The 21,964-nt window shown below is 42.2% G+C and carries 19 protein-coding genes; 17 read left to right on the plus strand and 2 right to left on the minus strand.

Features of this window, described 5'->3' with window-relative positions:
- Positions 1–283: 283 nt before the first annotated feature.
- Both LI074_RS14580 and LI074_RS14585 read right to left on the minus strand, forming a co-directional pair.
- Complete coding sequence (locus LI074_RS14580; RefSeq protein ID WP_062807913.1) at positions 284–1,078, minus strand: Cof-type HAD-IIB family hydrolase; 795 nt, start codon at positions 1,076–1,078, stop codon at positions 284–286.
- A 168-nt stretch (positions 1,079–1,246) separates the two neighbouring features.
- Positions 1,247–1,450: a hypothetical protein gene (locus LI074_RS14585; RefSeq protein ID WP_128867778.1), complete on the minus strand. Its 204-nt coding sequence runs from the start codon at positions 1,448–1,450 to the stop codon at positions 1,247–1,249.
- Positions 1,451–1,699: 249 nt separating this feature from the next.
- Here LI074_RS14585 and LI074_RS14590 point away from each other — a divergent pair, with 249 nt between their 5' ends.
- The 17 genes from LI074_RS14590 to LI074_RS14670 all read left to right on the plus strand — a co-directional run bounded on the left by LI074_RS14590 (position 1,700) and on the right by LI074_RS14670 (position 21,853).
- Entirely contained in the window at positions 1,700–2,650 is a 951-nt protein-coding gene (locus LI074_RS14590) for a diacylglycerol/lipid kinase family protein (RefSeq protein WP_008707346.1), read from the plus strand.
- A gap of 1 nt (position 2,651) precedes the next feature.
- Positions 2,652–4,772, plus strand: coding sequence for a glutamine synthetase III family protein (locus LI074_RS14595; RefSeq protein ID WP_118338585.1), 2,121 nt, complete (start codon positions 2,652–2,654; stop codon positions 4,770–4,772).
- 116 nt (positions 4,773–4,888) lie between these two features.
- Positions 4,889–5,809 carry an AAA family ATPase gene (locus LI074_RS14600; RefSeq protein ID WP_173698327.1) on the plus strand — a complete coding sequence of 307 codons (921 nt, stop codon included), beginning with the start codon at positions 4,889–4,891 and terminating at the stop codon, positions 5,807–5,809.
- Positions 5,799–7,592 (plus strand): cobaltochelatase CobT-related protein, encoded by a 1,794-nt coding sequence (locus LI074_RS14605; protein WP_173698328.1) that lies wholly within the window; start codon positions 5,799–5,801, stop codon positions 7,590–7,592. Before LI074_RS14600 ends, LI074_RS14605 begins: the two co-directional genes overlap by 11 nt.
- Positions 7,593–7,770: 178 nt before the next feature.
- Positions 7,771–9,669, plus strand: coding sequence for an OPT family oligopeptide transporter (locus tag LI074_RS14610; RefSeq protein WP_008707353.1), 1,899 nt, complete (start codon positions 7,771–7,773; stop codon positions 9,667–9,669).
- A gap of 24 nt (positions 9,670–9,693) precedes the next feature.
- Entirely contained in the window at positions 9,694–10,059 is a 366-nt protein-coding gene (locus LI074_RS14615; RefSeq protein WP_022380147.1) for a PqqD family protein, read from the plus strand.
- A 158-nt stretch (positions 10,060–10,217) separates the two neighbouring features.
- Positions 10,218–11,090 (plus strand): YitT family protein, encoded by an 873-nt coding sequence (locus tag LI074_RS14620; protein ID WP_008707356.1) that lies wholly within the window; start codon positions 10,218–10,220, stop codon positions 11,088–11,090.
- A 146-nt stretch (positions 11,091–11,236) separates the two neighbouring features.
- Positions 11,237–12,325 carry a PucR family transcriptional regulator gene (locus tag LI074_RS14625; protein WP_008707357.1) on the plus strand — a complete coding sequence of 363 codons (1,089 nt, stop codon included), beginning with the start codon at positions 11,237–11,239 and terminating at the stop codon, positions 12,323–12,325.
- Between the two features lie 299 nt (positions 12,326–12,624).
- The gene (ftsE, locus tag LI074_RS14630; protein ID WP_008707358.1) at positions 12,625–13,308 is read left to right on the plus strand and encodes a cell division ATP-binding protein FtsE; all 684 of its coding nucleotides are present in this window, start codon (positions 12,625–12,627) and stop codon (positions 13,306–13,308) included.
- Positions 13,298–14,203: a permease-like cell division protein FtsX gene (ftsX, locus tag LI074_RS14635; RefSeq protein WP_173684351.1), complete on the plus strand. Its 906-nt coding sequence runs from the start codon at positions 13,298–13,300 to the stop codon at positions 14,201–14,203. The genes ftsE and ftsX overlap by 11 nt, the downstream gene beginning before the upstream one ends.
- Before the next feature lie 80 nt (positions 14,204–14,283).
- Entirely contained in the window at positions 14,284–15,453 is a 1,170-nt protein-coding gene (locus LI074_RS14640) for a S41 family peptidase (RefSeq protein WP_173698329.1), read from the plus strand.
- Positions 15,454–15,677: 224 nt separating this feature from the next.
- Positions 15,678–16,547, plus strand: a complete 870-nt coding sequence (locus tag LI074_RS14645) for a DegV family protein (protein WP_055150368.1) — start codon at positions 15,678–15,680, stop codon at positions 16,545–16,547.
- A 93-nt stretch (positions 16,548–16,640) separates the two neighbouring features.
- A complete protein-coding gene (locus LI074_RS14650; protein ID WP_330597737.1) occupies positions 16,641–18,578 on the plus strand; it encodes a bifunctional metallophosphatase/5'-nucleotidase in 1,938 nt (645 codons plus the stop codon).
- A 233-nt stretch (positions 18,579–18,811) separates the two neighbouring features.
- Complete coding sequence (locus LI074_RS14655; RefSeq protein WP_118520881.1) at positions 18,812–19,285, plus strand: NADAR family protein; 474 nt, start codon at positions 18,812–18,814, stop codon at positions 19,283–19,285.
- 109 nt (positions 19,286–19,394) lie between these two features.
- On the plus strand, positions 19,395–20,012 hold the full coding sequence (locus tag LI074_RS14660) for a flavodoxin family protein (protein ID WP_118508268.1): 618 nt from the start codon (positions 19,395–19,397) through the stop codon (positions 20,010–20,012).
- A 91-nt stretch (positions 20,013–20,103) separates the two neighbouring features.
- Positions 20,104–20,772 (plus strand): response regulator transcription factor, encoded by a 669-nt coding sequence (locus tag LI074_RS14665; protein ID WP_173698330.1) that lies wholly within the window; start codon positions 20,104–20,106, stop codon positions 20,770–20,772.
- 28 nt (positions 20,773–20,800) lie between these two features.
- Positions 20,801–21,853, plus strand: a complete 1,053-nt coding sequence (locus tag LI074_RS14670; protein ID WP_173698331.1) for a sensor histidine kinase — start codon at positions 20,801–20,803, stop codon at positions 21,851–21,853.
- Positions 21,854–21,964: the final 111 nt, after the last annotated feature.

A 21,964-nucleotide genomic window follows, 5' to 3' on the forward strand; every position in this document is an offset into this window, starting at 1 on the left:
ATACCCCCATATAGGACTTTTATATTTCATTGTCCTATATGAGGGTAGCATATCACGGCTCAGACAGTGGGTCATTTTTCTTATAACGCATATTTTTATCAGCTAAGAAGTTCTAAGACTCCTGCAAATGCACACGAAATGAAATATGTTTTTGCGCTGTGTATTGGTATGAACTGAAAATCTTCCTGAATAAATTGCGGAGAAGTTATTATAGCAATTCCATAAAATACTGCAAGCAATCCAGTTCATCATAGCTGAAGAGCTGCGGAGTAATTCGTATCTTTTATAAGAAAGATCTCAGAATCTGCAGAACTCCGTTTTCCCAGTAGGGCGGGCAGGTATTTTTGGCGGCAGCCCGGACTTCGGGGCGGGAGTTGGAGACTGCGTAGCTGAGACCGGCATTCTGAAGCATTTCAATATCGTTGAGGTTATCTCCGAAAGTGCAGGTTTCGTCAGGTGAAATTCCCAGATATTCCTGAAGGAAAGCAACGGAAGGACCTTTGCCGGAACCTGGGGCAGTACAGTCCATCCATTCCTTGCCGGCGGCAGCCATAACTGTTTTGTCTTTCCAGGTGGGAGTGAATAAAGGGGCGCACATTTCCTCACAGGCGTTGGGGTGGTAGACAGCAAATTTGTTTACCTGCTGCCCCTCGAGTTTTAACATTTCCGGAACTTCATGGATATCATATCCGTAAGAATCTCTCAGCCAGTGAAACATCTGGCTGCCTCCGTCTTCTGCGAAACAGCGTTCAGGTGTGGAAATAAAATAATCACAGGAAGGCATATTCTCTCTTACCATAGAACACATTCCTTTCCAGATTTTGTCCGGCAGAGTATCCACTTTCAGAATCTCCTTCGGAGTCCGTACAACAGTTCCTCCGTCAGAGATATAAAGCAGTCTGTCTGCGACAGGGGCAAACAGTTTTCTTTCACTTCTGTACTGTCGTCCGGAGCATGCCACAAACACAATCCCCTTATCAATCAGCCTTCCGATAACCTCCATATACTCCCCGTCAATAGCCAGAGTCCCATCCTTTACCAAAGTTCCATCTATATCTGAAGCAATCAATTTAATCATATGAATAAGAAATCCTTTCTATACAAATTCATTTTAAAAATTCTCTTTGTAATTGTAATAAGTCCCTTCTATAATAAATACAAATAAATACAATCCCCATTTTATCACGCTAAAATACAACTTACCATAAGAAATTAGGAAAAATTGCAATTATTCACCAGTCCCGTTTTATGCGTTATCATCCTGCAAAATTTTCTGTGAGAAAATCTCATCTGCATAGCCTGTCGTTGCAAGGCGCATTACTGTGAACGAAGTGAGCAGTAACAGCCCGGCAGTCCCGCAGCCAGCCAACAGGCAGGAAATATTTTTGGTTTCAGGTGCATTTGCAGTGGGCGTAGTAACTCTTGGTGCGTGGGAATCTGCGTTATTCAAAAATTGCTCACTGTCTGAGCGAAGCGAGTTTGAGTAATTTTTGAATGTTTTTAGCAGATTTCCACACACCTAGAGTTATTAGCCCGCGAAACCGCACCTGAAACCAAAAATATTTCCTGTCGTCCCCAATTTTTTTGCCCGCCAAACCCCATTGACTTTTCCACCCTTTTTTCTTATATTATATAAATAGAAATCTGCGTACTCTGAAAACTACGCATTTAAACCCTGAAAAAAGGAGAGTTGCTCGAAATGAACAAAAAAATGCTCTTTGTTTTCAATCCCAAGGCAGGCAAAGGCAAGATCAAAACAAACCTGCTTGATATAGTAGATATTTTCAACAAAGGTGGTTATGAAGTCATTATCTATTCCACACAGAAACCAAAAGATGCCTATGAGAAAGCCAAAGAATACGAATCCAAAGTGGACCTTATCGTATGTAGCGGCGGAGACGGGACTCTTGATGAGGTGGTTACCGGAGTAATGGAAAAGAAGAGTTCCATTCCCATCGGATACATTCCGGCAGGAAGCACCAACGACTTTGCAAACAGTCTCTTTATGCCGAAAAGCATGACAGATGCCGCTTCCATGATCATGGAAGAGAAACTTTATCACTGTGACATCGGCAGATTCAATAACCAGAGCTTTACATATATAGCAGCTTTCGGTCTTTTCACAGATGTAGCCTATCAGACAGATCAGGATCTCAAGAATATCCTTGGCCATGTAGCCTATCTTCTTGAGGGAGTGAAACGCCTTTTTGATATCAAATCATACCATATGAGAATTGAATCCGAAGAATTAACTGTGGAGGATGACTTCATCTTTGGAATGATCACCAATTCCCGTTCAGTGGGAGGGTTCAAGAACCTTACAGGCAAGAACGTGGATATGAATGACGGACTTTTTGAAGTTACCATGATCACAAGACCGAAGAATCCGCTGGAATTGCAGGAGATCATGACTGCAATGCTGACAGCAGAGGACAATACAGATCTGATTCATTCTTTTAAATCAGCCAGGGTGACCATTACCTCAGAAGAACCGGTACCATGGACTCTGGACGGTGAATACGGCGGCAGTCATACACAGATAGAGATTGAAAACTGCCACGAAGCACTGAATCTGTATCTGAAAAGTACAAAAAATGAGGAAACCAGATCAATTGGAATTTCCCCGTTAATAAATAAAAAGGAGAAATAAAATGGGTGAGTATATCAATGTAGTAGAGACTTTTGGATGTGACGTGTTTAATGATTCCGTCATGCAGGCACGACTTCCGAAGAAGATCTACAAAGAATTGAAAAAAACCATAGAAGAGGGCAAAGAACTGTCTATGGAGATTGCGGATGTAGTAGCGCACGAGATGAAAGAATGGGCCATCGAGAAAGGTGCCACACATTACAGCCACTGGTTCCAGCCCCTTACAGGTGTGACAGCAGAGAAACACGATGCTTTTATCACAGCTCCGATGGATAACGGCAAGGTCCTGATGTCTTTCTCCGGAAAAGAACTGATCAAAGGTGAACCGGATGCATCTTCTTTCCCGTCCGGTGGATTAAGAGCAACTTTTGAGGCGAGAGGATATACAGCATGGGACTGTACATCACCGGCTTTTGTGCGTCATGATGCAGCAGGCGGAACACTCTGTATTCCTACTGCATTCTGTTCCTATACAGGAGAAGCACTTGACCAGAAGACACCACTTCTTCGTTCTATGGAAGCAATCAACACCCAGGCACTCCGTCTGCTGAGACTTTTCGGAAATACAACTTCTAAGAAAGTAACTCCGTCAGTAGGAGCAGAGCAGGAATATTTCCTGATCGATAAAGAGAAATGGCTTCAGAGAAAAGACCTGATCTATACAGGCAGAACTCTTTTTGGAGCTATGCCTCCGAAGGGACAGGAAATGGATGACCATTACTTCGGAAGTATCCGTCAGAGAATTTCCGCATACATGAAAGAGGTAAATGAAGAATGCTGGAAGCTTGGAATTCCTGCAAAGACACAGCATAATGAGGTTGCTCCTGCACAGCATGAGCTTGCACCGATCTATGCACCGGTCAATATCGCAGCAGACCAGAACCAGATGATGATGCGTATTCTTAAAAAGGTTGCCAGCCGCCATGGAATGCGCTGTGTCCTTCATGAGAAACCATTTGCAGGTGTGAACGGTTCCGGTAAGCATAACAACTGGTCTCTTACCACAGATGACGGAATCAATCTTCTGGATCCGGGCAAAACACCTCATGAAAATATTCAGTTCCTTCTGGTCCTCACCTGTATCCTGAAAGCAGTAGATGAACATGCAGATCTTCTGCGTGAATCTGCGGCAGATGTGGGAAATGACCAGAGACTTGGCGGCCATGAGGCACCGCCGGCAGTGATTTCCGTATTTCTTGGAGAGCAGCTGGAGGATGTTCTGGAACAGCTGGTCAGCACAGGAACAGCAACTCACAGTAAAAAGGGAAGTAAGCTGGAAACAGGTGTTAAGACTCTGCCTGATTTCATGAAGGATGCCACAGACCGTAACCGTACTTCACCTTTTGCTTTCACAGGAAATAAATTTGAATTCCGTATGGTGGGATCAAGAGATTCTATTTCCGCATGTAACGTAGTCCTGAATACGATTACGGCAGAAGTATTTAAGGAAGTATGTGACCGCCTGGAAAAAGCTCCTGATTTCGAACTGGCGGTACATGACCTGATCAAAGAATATGCCACAGATCATCAGAAGATTGTATTTAACGGAAACGGCTATGCGCCGGAATGGGAGAAAGAAGCTAAACGCCGCGGACTTCCGATCCTTCCAAGCATGGTGGATGCAATCCCTGCACTTACTACAGAGAAGGCAGTGAAACTCTTTGAATCTTTTGATGTATTCTCAAGAGCCGAGCTTGAATCACGTGCAGAGATTAAATATGAGATTTATTCTAAAGCAATCAATATTGAAGCAAAGACCATGATCGACATGGCAACCAAGCAGATCATTCCGGCAGTTATCAGATATACCACTGTTCTTGGCGAATCTATCAATACAGTGAAAACAGCGGGCGAAGGACTGATCGATGTAAGTGTACAGCTTGATCTGCTCAAGAAAGCATCAAAACTCTTAAAGGCTGCAAACAGTGCCATGAGTAAGCTGAGCAAACTGGTTGAGAAGATCCCGGAATATGCAGAGGGACAGGACAGAGCTGTATTCTGCAGAGAAAAGGTGGTTCCTGCAATGGAAGCTTTACGTGAGCCGGTGGATGAACTGGAAATGATCGTAGATAAGGAAATGTGGCCGATGCCTTCTTATGGAGATCTTGTATTTGAAGTATAATGTTGTAAAAATATAAAGAAGAATGCTATAATGAAAGGGTCGTGAATCTGTAAAAGATAAGCGGCCTTTTTCTATAACACAAACTGGACTATAATAGTTATATAAAGGAGAACTAAATGGAAGAACTGAAATTTCTGGAGGAGCAGCAGGTAGCCCCTGAACTGATAAAGAGAGTAGAAGAATTCCGCAGCCGGTATGAGGTGGCACCGGAGACCGTAGACAGGATTGTGAAACCATCCATTCCATTTTACGGAAAAGACATTCTGGAAATGGCCATTGCCGGACTGCTCAAAGGGGAGAATCTATTACTCACCGGTCCGAAGGCAACAGGAAAAAATATCCTTGCAGAGAACCTGGCATATATTTTCAACCGTCCCGCGTACAATGTTTCTTTTCATGTAAATACTAACAGCGGAGATCTGATCGGCACAGACACTTTCGTGGACAACGAAGTTAAGCTTCGCAAAGGAACTATCTATCAGTGTGCAGAATACGGTGGTTTCGGAATCCTCGACGAGATTAATATGGCAAAGAACGATGCAGTTTCCGTTCTTCATGCAACTTTGGATTATCGCCGTTCCATCGATGTCCCGGGCTATGACAAAATTGATCTTCATCCGGCTGCCCGTTTTATCGGAACCATGAATTACGGTTATGCAGGAACCAAAGAACTCAATGAAGCGCTGGTATCCAGATTCCTGGTCATAGACATGCCGGCTCAGACTGAAGAATCCCTGAAATTTATTTTCCAACGGATGTTTCCAAATATAAAAGAAAACGCCAGAACACAGTTCATCGGAGTATTCCTGGATCTTCAGCTCAAAGCCACAAACAGTGAAATTTCCACCAAACCTCTGGATCTGCGAGGTCTCCTTGCAGCCATGAAGATTGTAGAAACCGGACTTTCTCCGAGAAAAGCAGTTACTATGGGAGTGGTGAACAAGACCTTTGACATTTTCGAGAAAGAAATCGTAGAGGATATTGTGAAAACCAGAATTCCGGCAGACTGGGCAAGGGATGATGTATATGAAAGATGAGAAAATCGTAGAAATCGACGATTACCGTCTGGAACTGGAAAACAGGATCCGCAATCTCCTCTGGACTATCAGCGGGGATTACACGTTAAATATGAAAGTAGACGTTTCCCTGTATCTGCGCTCAAAAGCAATTGCTCTGTATGACGGCATCAAGCAGGGCGCTCTGGCAAAATATTATGACAGGAATCTGCTGGGTTTATATCTGGTAAAAAAAGTCTTCTGCCAGGCAGGAGAAGGAGAACTGACTGCAGTAGCACAGCTATGTGTAGAAGAAGCAATCGGGGACAAAATCTGTCAGGAACGTCCGGGAGTCCGGGAGATGCAGAAGGAAGCATTCGAGGATATCCTGGATCAGGAGTTTGAACGGATGCCCGCATACGGAGATATTCTTGGCCGATTGAAGATTGCCATCCTGCGTGACCGTTTACAGAATGGAAACCATTATGTAGAAGAGCGTCTTCGAAAAATCCGCGACATGGTTTACAAAGCCAGAACAGCTGCAGACACTATAGAACTGATCCGTATTATTGACAGTCTTTACAATACTATCATTGATCCGAATTTTGAGAAAGATCATGGAACACTGGAACAGGTTATGGCAGTCACCCTGGAAGAACTGACAGAATATGACTGGGAAGATTTCCTCACAGAAGAACTTTATGAGGAAGCTCTGGAGAGTTACATTGAACAAATGACAAATAAGATTACGGACATGGAAGACACTGCTGTCACTGAAGAAATGGAAAAACAGCGCCAGACCAAACACAAAATTACAATTCTCACAGAGGAAGAACTTGAGAAAGCATACACCTATGTTGAGTTGAATTTCGGAAAAACTTATCTCACTCCAGCAGAAGAGAAGCGAATGAATTATCTGATGTGCAGGGAACTTCACAGGGACTGCAGCCTTTATTTTACAGAAGGAATTCTCAAGAATCCGGTGAAACGAAATTATCAGTACGAATATGCAGTGCGATTAAAGAATAAGAATATCTGGCTCTACCATGACAAACACAGGATTGTAAAGCAGAACATCGCATCCCTTACAGACCTTTTGCGAAAGACACTGGTGCTGAAAAGCGAGACGCAGGAAGTACTGTCAGACAGAGGAACGATCATTCCGTCCAGACTCTGGCGTGTGGGCAGAAGCAGTGAAGCAAATCTGTTTAAAAGAGAATTGAAATCTGATGCATCTGATTTCGTAGTAGATGTGCTGATCGATGCCAGCGGTTCCCAGATGTCCAGGCAGGGAGATGTGGCATTACAGGCTTATATCATCAGTGAAGCATTAAGTAATGTAAACCTGCCTCACCGTGTCATGAGCTTCTGCACATTCTGGGACTATACGATCCTTCACAGATTCCGTGAGTACGATGATCCACAGTCAGCTAATGAAAATATTTTTAATTATGTAACTTCTTCCAATAACAGGGATGGACTTGCTATCAAAACCGTAGGATACGGTCTGCTTCAGAGATCTGAGGAGAAAAAAATCCTCATTGTATTAAGTGATGGAAAACCATATGATGTCATCGTAAACAGACCTCACGCAAAGAACCCGGAACCTTATATGGGAAAATATGCAGTCAATGACACTGCAACAGAAGTACGGCATCTGCGAAACCTTGGAGTAAGTGTTCTGGGAGTGTTTGCAGGGGAAGAAAAGGACCTATCCACAGAAAAAAAGATATTTGGAAAAGATTTCGCATATATCCGGGATATTTCGAATTTTTCCAGAATTGTCGGGAGATACCTGATTAAACAGTTGGATTCAGATGAATAGACTGATAAAACAGGGTAAAAATATGCTGTTTGAGCGTGCTGATATGTTAAGAGATTATCAAGTTAGCACATTAATATGGTAAAGTGCATAAAAAACCAGTTTTTTCACCTTGCCTTTTTGTATAAATTTCGCTATAATGTTCTATGTTTATAAATCAATACAAAAGGGAGAGGAAATCATGAACGAAAACAAAGAGTTCAAACCGTATATTCCGGCTGACAAGATCACACCAGAATTTACGGTGACATCCATCATCATGGGTGTTATCCTTGCAGTCATCTTCGGTGCAGCCAATGCTTATCTTGGTCTGCGTGTTGGTATGACTGTATCTGCTTCCATTCCGGCAGCAGTTATTTCCATGGGCGTAATTCGCAAGATCATGAAAAAGAACTCCATTCTGGAGAGCAACATGGTCCAGACAATCGGTTCAGCCGGTGAATCACTGGCAGCCGGTGCAATTTTCACAATGCCTGCTCTGTTCCTTTGGGCAGAAGAAGGACTTTGTGAAATGCCGGGTATCGTGGAAATCACATTAATCGCACTTTGCGGTGGTGTTCTTGGTGTACTTTTTATGGTACCACTTCGTAACGCACTGATCGTAAAAGAGCATGCAACACTTCTTTATCCTGAAGGAACTGCCTGCGCAGATGTTCTTCTTGCAGGTGAAGAGGGTGGTGCAAACGCTGCGACAGTATTCTCAGGTATGGGAATCGCAGCGATCTTTAAATTTGTCGTTGACGGTTTAAAGGTAATCCCTGCAGACGTTGCAGTAGCATTTAAAGGATTCAAAGGTGAAATTGGTATGGAATGCTATCCTGCACTTCTCGGTGTTGGATATATCGTAGGACCAAGAATCGCATCCTTTATGTTTGTTGGTTCTCTTATTGGCTGGATGGTGCTGATTCCGGTAATCTGTCTGTTCGGAGCTGATACAGTTATGTATCCCGGAACAGAAACAATTTCTGCTCTTTATGCAGCAGGCGGAGCATCTAAAATCTGGAGTACTTATGTAAAATATATCGGAGCAGGAGCTATCGCAACAGGTGGTATTATTTCTCTGATCAAATCCTTGCCTCTGATCATTGCAACCTTCCGTGATTCCATGAAGAGCATGAAGGGCGGTAAGAATACAAGTACAGAAAGAACTGCACAGGATCTTCCAATGAACGTTATCCTGATCGGTATTGTGGCAATGGTTGCGATCATTTGGCTTGTTCCGGCTATCCCGGTTAACCCGATCGGTGCGCTGATCATCGTAATCTTCGGCTTCTTCTTTGCAACTGTATCTTCCCGTATGGTTGGTCTTGTAGGAAGCTCCAACAACCCTGTATCAGGTATGGCTATCGCTACTCTTCTGATCGCAACAATGGTTATCAAAGCATCCGGCAATACCGGTATCGACGGAATGAAAGCAGCAATTGCTATTGGTTCCGTAATCTGTATCGTAGCAGCAATCGCAGGTGATACTTCACAGGACTTAAAGACAGGTTATCTTCTTGGTGCAACTCCTAAGAAGCAGCAGATCGGTGAGCTTATCGGTGTTGTTGCTGCCGGTCTTGCTATCGGTGGAGTTCTTTATCTTCTGAACACTGCATGGGGATACGGAAGTGCAGAAGTACCTGCTCCTCAGGCAACTCTGATGAAGATGATCGTAGAAGGTATCATGGGCGGCAAGCTTCCATGGACACTGGTATTTATCGGTGTATTCCTTGCAATTGGTCTGGAAATCTTAAGAATTCCGGTTATGCCATTTGCTATCGGTCTTTATCTTCCAATCTACCTCAACGCTGCTATCATGATCGGTGGTGTTGTTCGTATGTTCGTTGACGGAAGAAAGAATGTTGATGATAAGAAAAAAGAAGAACAGGCAACAGACGGTACACTTTACTGTGCAGGTATGATCGCAGGTGAAGGTCTTGTAGGTATCCTTCTTGCAATCCTTGCAGTAGTAAACGTAAGCAGTGTATTTGATCTCTCCGGAAGCATTAACCTTGGTAATGCAGGCGGCGTGATCCTGATGTTACTTATGATCTTAAGCCTTCTGAAATTCAGTATCTGGAACAAGAAGAAAGCCTGATCAGGCGGAGATGATAATATTTAAATGAGTAAAAAGAAAAAAGAAATACAGATCAATTATCTGGATCTCATTCCTGAGCGCAGTGCACAGCTTCGCTGGCATACGGATATCAGGGGGAGAATGGTGTTGGAAATAGAGAATAAGGGCGCGTTTAACACGATTGCCCAGAAGCTGTTTGGAAAACCCAGATATACGAAGATACATCTGGATGACAATGGCACATTTATCTGGCCACTCATAGATGGCAGGAAGACAGTGGAAGATATTGCTGCACTGGTAAAAGACGAATTTGGGGAGAAGGCAGAGCCTTTATATCCAAGGATCGTTAAATACTTCCAGATAATGGAGAGTTATCATTTTGTAAATTTTATCAATAAGCCTGAAAAATAAGGTAAGAATAAGAGCGGGAGCAGTCCTTCATGGATTGCTGCCGTTCTTGTAGTTTATGGAAGAATAATTACGGCACAGTGATAAAGCGGTATCTCTGGCTGATATTCATGAAAGCATAAAACAAATATTATTTTTACAGAATACAAGGAGGCAAATGAATGAAGTTAGTAAATGGAAAAAGATCACAGCTTCTGGAATATCTGATGATCATAGCAGGAACCGGATTAATGGCACTGGCGATCAATTCCGTATTTGATGCATCAGGTATGGTAACCGGAGGCTTTTCAGGTATCGCGATCATTATAAAAGCAGGGAGTCAGGGAATCATTGACGGTGGTATCCCTCTCTGGGTAACAAATATGGGTTTGAACATTCCACTGTTTCTGATCGGATGGAAGATTAATGGATTCTCCTTTGTAAAAAAAGCTTTGATAGGAGAAATTGCTCTGTCCACCTGGCTTGCCATAGAACCTGTATGGAATCTTGCTGGCAATGATCTTCTTCTTGCCGCACTTTACGGTGGTGTGATCCAGGGTGTGGGAATCGGTCTTGTCTTTCTGGGCGGCGGAACAACCGGAGGAACCGATATGATGGCAGCTATCATCCAGAAATATCTGCAGCACTATTCAATCGCACAGATCATGCAGGTTATAGATGCAGGCGTTGTACTGGTGGGTATGTATGTGTTTGGCATCCACAAGGCACTCTATGCGATTATTGCGGTATATCTGGTGACAAAAGTATCTGACGGTTTGATTGAAGGTCTGAAATTCTCAAAAGCTGCCTATATCATTACAGCAAAGCCAAAGGAAATAGCAGATATGATCATGAAAGATCTGGACAGAGGTGTAACAGGCATCAGTGCCAGAGGAATGTACTCAGGACAGGATAAACTGATGCTTTTCTGCGTGGTAAATAAAAAAGAGATCGTAATGCTTAAAGAAAAAGTAGATGAAATTGATCCGGAAGCTTTTGTGATAGTGACAGATGCCAGGGAAGTTCATGGAGAAGGTTTTATTGAAAAAAAGTAATACAAAAAAATATATAAAAAATTGTAAATTTTTTTCTCTTTCCTCTTTCATTTTTGGTAAATATATATTAAAATACAATACAGGTATAAGGTTTTATAGTTAAAACGGAAAATAAACACTATAGGATGAGAAGGGATTGAAATCAGATGATATCGAATCAAGTGCTTCAGAATACTCTTGAAGGGTTAAAAGAAATTTCCAGAACAGAATTTTGTGTACTCGACACAGAAGGCAAAGTGCTTGCAAGTACTTTTGCAGATTTTTCCATTGCAACACAGGATGTACAGGCTTTCGTAGAATCACAGGCCGACAGCCAGCTTGTAAAGGGGTTCCAGTATTTTAAAGTCTGTGATGACTATCAGCTGGAATATATACTGGTCGCCCATGGCGACGATGAAGATACTTATATGGTTGGCAAGCTCGCTGCTTTTCAGATCCAGAATCTGATCGTAGCGTATAAAGAACGCTTTGACAAAGACAGCTTTATCAAGAACCTGCTTCTTGACAACCTGCTTCTTGTTGACATTTATAATCGTGCGAAGAAACTGCACATTGAGGCAGATGTCCGCCGCGTGGTCATGATCCTTGAAATGCCACAGGAGAAAGACCACAGCTCCATGGAAAGCGTGAAGAGTCTTTTCGGCGGTAAAAGTAAAGACTTTATCACAGCAGTAGATGAGAAGAGTATTATCGTAGTCAAGGAACTTGAAGATGGTGAGAATTATCCTGAGATGGATCAGCTTGCACATACTATCCTTGATACTCTTGGAATGGGAAATGACGGTAAGACACATATGGCATACGGTACTATCGTCAATGAACTGAAAGAAGTATCACGCTCCTATAAAGAAGCCCGCATGGCTCTTGATGTAGGTAAGATTTTCTTCGGAGATAAAGAAGTGATCGCATACAGCTCTCTGGGAATCGGACGACTGATCTACCAGCTCCCGATCCCACTCTGTAAGATGTTTATCAAAGAAATCTTCGGCGGCAAATCCCCGGATGACTTTGACGAAGAGACTCTGGTTACAATTGATAAGTTCTTCGAGAACAGCCTCAATGTTTCAGAGACATCCAGACAGCTTTACATCCATAGAAACACTCTGGTCTATCGCCTCGATAAACTCCAGAAGAGTACAGGTCTTGATCTCCGTGTTTTTGAAGATGCCATTACATTCAAGATTGCACTCATGGTAGTACGTTATATGAAATATATGGAAACACTGGAATACTGATATATTATAATAGAAGGAAAATTTTCAATGCCTGCCACAGCTTTAATTGCTGACGCAGGCATTTTTGACCTTTACAAATCCAGCCTTGCAGTGTATAGTTAGAAATCGAGATTGCAATTGATAAGGTATGCAATATCCTGAGACATGCAAGCCAAAATTCCATTGCTGCAGGCAATTTGGAATGAATGTTGGCTGCGTTACTGTGAACATTCTATGAATCCTCAAAAATCTCTTGCAATCCCCAAAAACATACATTACAATAATGTTACAAATTCATTAACCCATTGGAGGAAAAATCTATGATAGATCTTATAGATGTAAGCAAGTCCTATGGTCCCGGCCTTCCGGCAGTGAACCATGCGAACTTACATATAGATAAAGGTGAATTCGTCTTTGTAGTAGGAAACAGTGGTTCAGGAAAAACAACCCTGATCAAACTTCTTATGAAAGAGCTGGATTCCACATCCGGCCAGATCATCGTAAGCGGGGAACGTCTGGAAGGAATGAAACACAGAAGAGTAGCCAAATACCGCCGTAAGCTGGGCGTAGTATTTCAGGACTTCCGTCTTCTGAAAGACAGAAATGTATATGAGAATGTAGCGTTTGCCCAGAGAGTAGTCAACCGTCCCACAAGAGTAATCCGTAAACGTGTCCCGGAGGTACTTCAGGAAGTTGGACTTGCGGTCAAATACAAATCCTTCCCGGATGAACTTTCCGGTGGAGAACAGCAGAGAGTTGCATTGGCAAGGGCGCTGGTCAACCGTCCGGATATCCTTCTGGCAGACGAGCCTACAGGAAACCTGGATCCGAAGACTTCCGAAGAAATCATGAAGCTTCTGGAACAGATCAACGACAGAGGAACCACAGTAGTGGTTGTTACACATAACAAGGATATTGTAAATTCCATGCGCAAACGTGTTGTGACCATGCATGAGGGCTCTATTATAAGTGACGAGAAAGAGGGAGAATATCATGAGGCCTAGTACAATCTGGTACACTCTGAAACAGGGTGTCAAAAATATCAAAAGAAACTGGATGTTTTCCCTGGCTTCCATTATCACTATGGCTGCCTGTATTTTTCTGTTTGGAATCTTTTTTTCCATTGTCAATAATGTGAATAATATTGCACATAAGGTAGAGCAGGAAGTGCCGATCACAGTATTCTTTGAAGAGGGAACTACAAACAAACAGATTAAAGCAATCGGAAAGAAGATCAAGGCACGTCCGGAAGTAGAGAAAATAGAGTATCAGTCAGCTGATGAAGCCTGGGAGGAATACAAAGAGCAGTATTTCCAGGGTTCAGAGGCAGCAGACGGATTTAAGGACGATAATCCTCTTGCAAACTCAGCCAATTATCGTGTGTATATGAATGATATCACGAAGCAGTCAGAACTTGTTTCCTATATACAGGAACTGAAACATGTAAGAAAAGTCAACCAGTCTGAGGAAGCAGCAAAAACACTGGGAAATATCAACAAGTTGGTTTCCTATATTTCCATTGCCATTATTGTATTACTGCTTATTATCTCCATATTCCTGATCAGCAATACGGTATCTGTGGGAATTGCAGTCCGTAAAGAAGAGATCGGAATTATGAAATACATAGGAGCTACAGACGCATTTGTCAGAGCACCATTCCTGCTGGAAGGCATGGTTCTGGGGGTGGTCGGAGCAGCAGTTCCGCTGATCGTGCTTTATTTCTGTTATAATGGGGCAATATCATATATTCTGACCAGATTTAATGTGCTTACAGGTGTGGTGGATTTCATCCCGGTATGGCAGATTTACCAGACATTACTTCCAATAAGTCTGGCACTTGGAATCGGAATCGGACTGATCGGAAGTTTCTTTACAACAAGAAAGCATTTAAGAGTATAATAAAAAGCAGATAAGCATGAAGCTGCCGGAACAATGATATCATATCATAAACCGGCGGCTTTTTTTACAGGAGTGTAGACATGAAAAATAAAGAATTTTGGAAAGGTGCAGTAGCAGGAGCACTGGTTGTGACGTGCATCGGTACAGGTGTTTTTGCAGGAACAGCTCTTGGTGATCGCAAGTGTACATCAAAGCTGGCATATCTTGAAGAGCTGATCGACAGATACTATCTGGGAGATAAGGATGAAGAGAAGCTTCAGGAAGGGCTTTATGCAGGTCTTCTCTATGGACTGGATGATCCTTATTCCAGATATTATACAGCAGAGGAATACGATTCTGAGAATTCTTCCAATGAGGGAAGCTATGTGGGGATCGGCATTCTTATGGAGAAGAACAAAGAAGGCGGAGTAAAGATTGTTGAATGCTATGAGGGTGGTCCCGGAGAAAAAGCAGGACTGGAGGAAGGGGACATCATCAGTGCCATTGACGGGGAAGATATCACAGAGGATGAAGTATCTGATGTTGCAGACATTGTCCGCAATTCAGATAAAGACAGTGTGGTGCTTACTGTTCACAGAGAAGGTGCAGAAGATGCCATGGAAATCACAGTCCCTGTCACAGATGTGGAATTACCGTCTGTTTTCCATGAAATGCTGGATTTTAAAATCGGCTACATCCGCATTACACAGTTTACAGGCGTTACCGGCGAACAGTATCAGGAAGCTTTTGATGACCTGCAAAAACAGGGAATGGAGAAAATGATCGTGGATCTCCGCGATAATCCGGGTGGACTTCTTGATTCTGTCTGTGATGTCCTGCGTAAAATCCTTCCGGAAGGACTGATCGTTTACACCGAAGATAAGGACGGAAACAGAGAAGAGGAAAAATGTGATGGCAAACACGAACTCCGGATTCCGCTTGCAGTCCTGGTAAATGAAAGCAGCGCCAGTGCATCAGAGATTTTTGCCGGCGCAGTGCAGGATTATGGTATCGGAACAATCATCGGAACAACCACTTACGGAAAAGGCGTGGTACAGTCCATCCGCCAGCTCTCAGACGGAAGTGCCATTAAACTGACTGTTGCCAACTACTACACTCCAAAAGGAAACAACATCAACAAAACAGGAATCAAACCTGATATAGAGGTTTCTCTGGATACCAGCCTGCTGAATAAGAATAAAGACGAGATCACCCATGATGAGGATAATCAGCTGCAGGAAGCGATTAAGGCAGTTGAGAAGGAAAAGTAGTTGTTTGGCTGATAGTTTGATGTTATACTGTATATATCTGTATTTATAATAGAAGCATTTTTATTATAGATGAAAAGCCCATTACTGAGCAGGCAGCGGATTTTGCTTCGTAACTGAAAAAATAGTCAAGCGGATATTCGCAATTGAAGCAGGGGACTTACTTGATTCGGTTAAACAGTTAATGGGCAGAAAGTGAAAAATATCAGAAAAAAGAGGGCGACAACATGAGCGAATATGTGATCACCACCGACAACAATTCAGATCTTCCGGAGAAATATCTCAAAGACCATGGAGTAGGCTGCATGTATCTCAGTTATTCCATGGATGGAAAAAATTATACGCATGGAAATTTCCTTCCGGAGCATGAATTTTATGAGGCAATGAGAAACGGTTCCATGCCAACCACAGCACAGGTAAATCCTGAAAATGCAAAAGCACTGCTGGAGCCTTACCTGAAAGAAGGAAAAGATATTCTTCATATTGCATTTTCCTCTGCTTTAAGCGGTACATACAATAGCAGCCGTATCGCAGCAGAGGAACTGATGGAGGAATATCCGGACCGCAAGATCATCGTGGTAGATTCTCTTGGCGCTTCCCTTGGTCAGGGGCTTCTGGTTTACCTTGCACAGGAGAAGAAAGAGCAGGGAGAAGATCTGGAGACAGTTGCGAAATGGGCAGAAGAGAACAGGCTTCATATGGTACACCTTTTTACAGTCAACGATTTAAATCACCTATACCGCGGAGGCCGCATTTCCAGAACTACTGCAGTAGTAGGAAGCATGCTGAATATTAAACCGGTCCTTCATGTAGACAACGACGGAAAACTCACTGCCATCGGAAAAGTCCGCGGCCGTAAAAAATCCCTTCAGGAGCTGGTAAAGCTTATGGATGAGAAAATCGGCAGCTATCATGACACCTGCCATACCATCTTTATCAGTCATGGCGACTGCGAAGAAGATGCAAATTATGTGGCAGAGAAAGTAAAAGAAAAATACCAGATCAACACGATTATCATGAATCAGGTAGGAGCCACCATCGGCGCTCACTCAGGTCCGGGAACAATGGCGTTGTTCTTTGTGGGAGATGAAAGATAAATTAGCCTTTTGTGAAATGGTTTCATGGTATCATTATCCTGCGGGAAGATAAATGATACTGTGGAACCATTTTTGATATTACAGGAGAATTTTATGAAATTATTAAAAAAAGCATTCGCATTCACATTTATATTTATGCTGAGCGTTTCAGGACTGACAGGATATCAGGTAAACGCCTCAGAGGAGCCAAAACATCTGGATATCCTGTTCACCCATGATCTGCATTCCCATTTGAACAGCTTTCAAACGATTGTAGACGGGACACAGCAGGAGACCGGCGGGTTTGCCCGGCTGAAAACATTGATCAATGAGCACGAGAAAGAGAATACAGATACACTCATATTGGATGGCGGAGACTTCTCCATGGGAACTCTGATACAGACTGTATATGACACTGAGGCCGCCGAACTGCGGATGCTTGGATATCTGGGCTGTGATGTGACAACTCTGGGAAATCATGAATTTGATTACGGCTCCGATGGTCTGGCAGATATGCTGAACGCCGCAGTCAGTTCAGGCGAAAACCTTCCCAGGATGGTTGTGTGTAATGTGGACTGGGATGCAATGAAAAAAGCCGGCCTCAGTGAAGGACAGAAACAGATTTATGAAGCATTTCAGACATATGGAGTAAAAGACTATACGGTAATTCAAAAAGGTGATGTAAAGATTGCAGTACTGGGTGTTTTCGGCAAGGATTCTCTGGATTGCGCTCCTACCTGCGAGCTTCTTTTCAAAGACCCGTCAGAAGCAGCCAGAGAAACAGTAGAGGAAATAAAAAAGAACGAAGATGTAGACATGATCGCCTGTGTATCACACAGCGGAACATGGGAGGACGAAAAAGTATCAGAGGACGAAATCCTTGCAAAGAATGTTCCGGACATTGATCTGATCGTCAGCGGACATACCCACACACAGTTGGCAGAACCAATCCTGCAGGGAGATACCTGCATCGTATCCTGTGGAGAATATGGGAAAAACCTGGGAACACTTTCCATGACTCAGAAAGAGAATGGACGGTGGGAAACGGATACCTATGAGCTTGTTCCGGTTACGGATGAAATCAAAGCAGATGAAGCCACACAGAAGAAAATAGATGAATTGTCAGATACTGTTGACACCAATTATCTTTCCAATTTTGGTTACACCAGAGAGGAAATTCTGGCAGAGAATGACATTGAATTTAACAGCCTCAGTGAGATGGAAACAAAGCATGAGGAGTTAAATCTGGGAGATATCATATCAGATGCTTATGTATATGCAGTAGAGAATACAGGAGACTCTGACGGAGAAAAAGTAGATGTTGCAATCGTACCTGCCGGAACTGTAAGAGATACTTATACAAAAGGCGATATAACAGTGGAGCAGGTATATAATTCCTTCTCACTGGGAACAGGAAAGGACGGACTTGCAGGTTATCCTCTGATCAGTACATATTTAACGGGAAAAGAACTGAAAACAGTGGCAGAGGTAGATGCCTCAATTTCAGATTTTATGACAATAGCCAGATTATATTGCAGTGGAATGAATTTCACCTATAATCCCCACCGCATGATCTTAAATAAAGTAACAGACTGTTATCTGACAGGCAAGGACGGGGAAAGGGAAGAAATACAGGACGATAAATTGTATCATGTTGTCACCGACCTGTACACAGGCCGTATGCTTGGCTCTGTTCTGGACAAATCCTATGGTCTGATATCCATCGTCCCCAAAGATAAAAACGACAATCCCATAGAGAATCTGGAAGATTATGCAGTCATGGATGGAAAAAAAGAACTGAAAGCCTGGGCTGCAATTGCAGAGTATATGCAATCCTTTGAAGACACAGACAAAGACGGAATTGCAAATGTGCCGGAATATTATGATACAACACACGAAAGAAAAGTTGCCGACAACAGCAAAAACATCATAAATCTGATAAAACATCCGAATAAATTTGCAATAGCGATTGTGGGAATCTGTATTGTGGCTGTTGGGGTGATTTTGTTGCTGATCTTCGGAATTGTAAAGATTATCAGAAGAAGGAGATAGCATTTTACTATAAACATTGCATGATCAGTTGCTCTATCAGGAGGGTAAAAGGAGGATATGTGAAAAGCTATTTCTATTTTGGAAAAAAGAAAAAGACCTCATAATATGAAGTCTTTAAAGGCACACACTGTGCAACTGGAAAAACCAGTGAGTAGTGCAAATTCATAGAGAAAATTAGAACAGTAGTTTATCTAAATTAAATGATTTTATAAAAAGAAAGCAGGTGAAATGTAATGAACGTTATATGTTTCCATAACCCAGATGAAGAAAATGGCTATTTAAGTAACTGGTATCTTAGTCATTTCACAGTCAACGGAATAGATTTTTCGTCAATGGAGCAGTTTATGATGTATCAGAAGGCATGTCACTTTCATGATGAAGAAATAGCTAATGACATACTTCATACAGATAATGTTGCTGAGATTAAGAAATTAGGTCGTAAAGTACATAACTATGATGAAAATGTCTGGAATGGTGTAAGGCAGATTATTGTTTATGAGGGATTAAAAGCGAAATTCAGTCAAAACACAGACTTAAAACGACAACTTGTTGATACAGGTGATGCTGTGTTAGCTGAATGCGCAGTAAGAGATCAGATCTGGGGAATAGGTTTATCCATGGGAGATCCAAACAGGTTTGAGCGAAGCAAATGGAGAGGCAACAATCTTCTGGGATATGCTTTAATGTTAGTGAGAGAACAGTTATAAATCCTGATTCTTGAGATGGAAATAGATAAGAAAAACATTTTTTATGAAATCCAGAATAAGAAGGAGTTTTTGAATGAGCAAAAAAATAACGAAAAGAGGAAGGTACATAATGAAAGTATTAATGCTCAACGGCAGCCCGAGAACAAAAGGAAATACATTTATTGCATTAGAAGAAATGAAAAAAGTATTCGAAGTAGAAGGTGTAGAAGCGGAAATTGTACAGGTAGGCAATAAAGATGTAAGAGGATGCATTGCCTGTAGACGTTGTGTGGAACTTGGCAAATGTGTTTTTGATGATGTGGTGAATGAATTGGCACCGAAATTTGAAGAAGCAGATGGAATTGTGGTTGCCAGTCCGGTATATTTTGCTTCAGCGAATGCTACACTGATTGCCACCCTTGACAGACTGTTTTTCAGCACATCTTTTGATAAAACAATGAAAGTGGGCGCAAGCGTGGTCTGTGCAAGACGTGGAGGCTGTTCAGCGACTTTTGATGAGCTGAACAAGTATTTTACCATATCAAACATGCCGATTGCGGCCAGCCAGTACTGGAATTGCATACATGGACGCGAACTGGGAGAAGCTGACAGGGATGAAGAAGGAAAGCAGACCATGCGTGTACTCGCCAGAAATATGACTTTTCTGATGAAGAGTATCGAACTTGGTAAAAAGCAGTTTGGACTTCCGGAAAAGGAAGAACATGCATTCACACATTTTATCAGATAGAGATTCCTGAGTGCTTTTTAAATGAATCGAGTTACCTGCTGCATTTGCGGAGAGCAATAAGCAGTGGGTGGAACAGAGGGAAGGGATAACTATGTATCGTATTTTTATCGTAGAGGATGATGAGATCATCTCAGAAGTACTGAAAAAGAATCTTTCGTCCTGGGGATATGATGTATCCTGTGCGGAGGATTTTTCCAATATTATACAGGAATTTGTACGCAGAGATCCCCAGCTTGTCCTGCTGGATCTGAAGCTGCCTTTTTATAATGGATTTCACTGGTGTGAAGAAATACGCAGAATTTCTCAGGTTCCGGTTATCTTTATTTCTTCGGCGGCAGATAACATGAATATGGTTATGGCGATGAGTCGTGGTGCAGATGATTTTATTGCAAAACCGTTTGATATGGATGTACTGACTGCAAAAATTCAGGCGATTCTGCGCCGCACATATTCCTTTGGAATTCCGGGAAATGTTCTGGAATATAAAGGGATTGTTCTGAGTCCTTCCCGCTGCACACTGACGTGGAATGGAAACGATATTGATCTTACGAAAAATGAGCTTCGCATTCTGGAAATATTGATGGAGCATGCCGGAAAGGTTGTTTCCAGAGATGCGATTATGACGAAACTATGGGAGAGCGACAGCTTTATTGATGATAATACGCTGACTGTGAATATTACCCGCCTGCGCAGGAAACTGGAAAAAGAAGGACTGAAAGAATTTATCATTACCAAAAAAGGCCTTGGATATATGGTATAAGACGACAGTATAAATAAAAGGATTTTTTATGAAACTTTTTCTGGATTATATAAGCAAAATTAAATTCTATATCATTCTGCAGTTGTTTCCTGTAATGCTTGCAGAAATAATTTTCTTTCTTTATCAGCTGCCGATTGAACCGATGGTGTATGCTACTGTTTTCTGGTTAATAACTGGTATTTGTGCGTGTCTGAACGGATTTTACAGATACAGGAAAAAGGTAGAACAGTTGGAATTGATTGCAGCTGCACCGGATATCAATCTTTCACAGATGGATTCTCCTGTCGGTCAGGATGAAAGATTCCAACAGGAAATTATGCAGCAGTTAAATCAGATGCGTATCGATGTGGAGAATGCCAGCCAGAAGGCATCTGAAGACATGACAGATTATTATACGATGTGGGCACATCAGATCAAAACGCCGATTTTTGCACTGCGACTTTTGCTTCAGGAGAGTCCTGAGGAAAATAAAGAGAAACTTTCGGAACTTTTTAAAATTGAGCAGTATGTGGAGATGGTTCTTGGTTATCTAAGGACAGAGGATATGTCTTCGGATCTCAAACTTTCCCGTTGTTCTCTTGACCGGATCATACGTGATCAGATTCATAAATATGCAGGAATTTTTGTCTCAAAGAAACTCACACTTACTTATGAAAGTATTTCGCAGGATGTTCTGACGGATGAAAAATGGCTGGGATTTGTGATCGGACAAATTTTATCCAATGCCCTGAAATATACCCGAACCGGAGGAATCCGAATTTATCTGGAGAAAAAATTATCTCTGGATACAGATGATGTAAGCATTTCGATAGGAAATGATGACTGCAATAAAGTAGAAAACCTTACACTGGTCATTGAAGATACCGGAATTGGTATTCGTGCAGAAGATATTCCGCGAATCTTCGAAAAAGGCTACACCGGAGTAAACGGACGGGATGATAACCGCGCAACAGGTATCGGACTGTATCTCAGCAACAAGATTATGCGCAAACTGGGACATCGTCTTTATATAACTTCTATGGAAGGAAAAGGAACGAAAGTATTTCTTGAATTTTCAGTTGAAGATTTGAATATGTATTAGAGTTTTTTTACACGTTTTAGGATAATAAGCGGGAATCCTCGGCAATTCAATTACCGAGCCTGCAAATAAAAAGTCAATAGCAAATTGATGATTTCAGGCAAAAATTTTTGC

The sequence above is a fragment of the Blautia sp. MSK18_10 genome, assembly GCF_020553185.1.
GTDB classification, from domain to species: domain Bacteria; phylum Bacillota; class Clostridia; order Lachnospirales; family Lachnospiraceae; genus Blautia_A; species Blautia_A wexlerae.

What these genes read in the sequence shown, in the direction of transcription:
- LI074_RS14580 (WP_062807913.1), bottom strand. Translation starts at nt 1,078, where the DNA reads ATGATTAAATTGATTGCTTCAGATATAGATGGAACTTTGGTAAAGGAT.
- LI074_RS14590 (WP_008707346.1), top strand. Translation starts at nt 1,700, where the DNA reads ATGAACAAAAAAATGCTCTTTGTTTTCAATCCCAAGGCAGGCAAAGGC.
- LI074_RS14595 (WP_118338585.1), top strand. Translation starts at nt 2,652, where the DNA reads ATGGGTGAGTATATCAATGTAGTAGAGACTTTTGGATGTGACGTGTTT.
- LI074_RS14600 (WP_173698327.1), top strand. Translation starts at nt 4,889, where the DNA reads ATGGAAGAACTGAAATTTCTGGAGGAGCAGCAGGTAGCCCCTGAACTG.
- LI074_RS14605 (WP_173698328.1), top strand. Translation starts at nt 5,799, where the DNA reads ATGAAAGATGAGAAAATCGTAGAAATCGACGATTACCGTCTGGAACTG.
- LI074_RS14610 (WP_008707353.1), top strand. Translation starts at nt 7,771, where the DNA reads ATGAACGAAAACAAAGAGTTCAAACCGTATATTCCGGCTGACAAGATC.
- LI074_RS14615 (WP_022380147.1), top strand. Translation starts at nt 9,694, where the DNA reads ATGAGTAAAAAGAAAAAAGAAATACAGATCAATTATCTGGATCTCATT.
- LI074_RS14620 (WP_008707356.1), top strand. Translation starts at nt 10,218, where the DNA reads ATGAAGTTAGTAAATGGAAAAAGATCACAGCTTCTGGAATATCTGATG.
- LI074_RS14625 (WP_008707357.1), top strand. Translation starts at nt 11,237, where the DNA reads ATGATATCGAATCAAGTGCTTCAGAATACTCTTGAAGGGTTAAAAGAA.
- ftsE (WP_008707358.1), top strand. Translation starts at nt 12,625, where the DNA reads ATGATAGATCTTATAGATGTAAGCAAGTCCTATGGTCCCGGCCTTCCG.
- ftsX (WP_173684351.1), top strand. Translation starts at nt 13,298, where the DNA reads ATGAGGCCTAGTACAATCTGGTACACTCTGAAACAGGGTGTCAAAAAT.
- LI074_RS14640 (WP_173698329.1), top strand. Translation starts at nt 14,284, where the DNA reads ATGAAAAATAAAGAATTTTGGAAAGGTGCAGTAGCAGGAGCACTGGTT.
- LI074_RS14645 (WP_055150368.1), top strand. Translation starts at nt 15,678, where the DNA reads ATGAGCGAATATGTGATCACCACCGACAACAATTCAGATCTTCCGGAG.
- LI074_RS14650 (WP_330597737.1), top strand. Translation starts at nt 16,641, where the DNA reads ATGAAATTATTAAAAAAAGCATTCGCATTCACATTTATATTTATGCTG.
- LI074_RS14655 (WP_118520881.1), top strand. Translation starts at nt 18,812, where the DNA reads ATGAACGTTATATGTTTCCATAACCCAGATGAAGAAAATGGCTATTTA.
- LI074_RS14660 (WP_118508268.1), top strand. Translation starts at nt 19,395, where the DNA reads ATGAAAGTATTAATGCTCAACGGCAGCCCGAGAACAAAAGGAAATACA.
- LI074_RS14665 (WP_173698330.1), top strand. Translation starts at nt 20,104, where the DNA reads ATGTATCGTATTTTTATCGTAGAGGATGATGAGATCATCTCAGAAGTA.
- LI074_RS14670 (WP_173698331.1), top strand. Translation starts at nt 20,801, where the DNA reads ATGAAACTTTTTCTGGATTATATAAGCAAAATTAAATTCTATATCATT.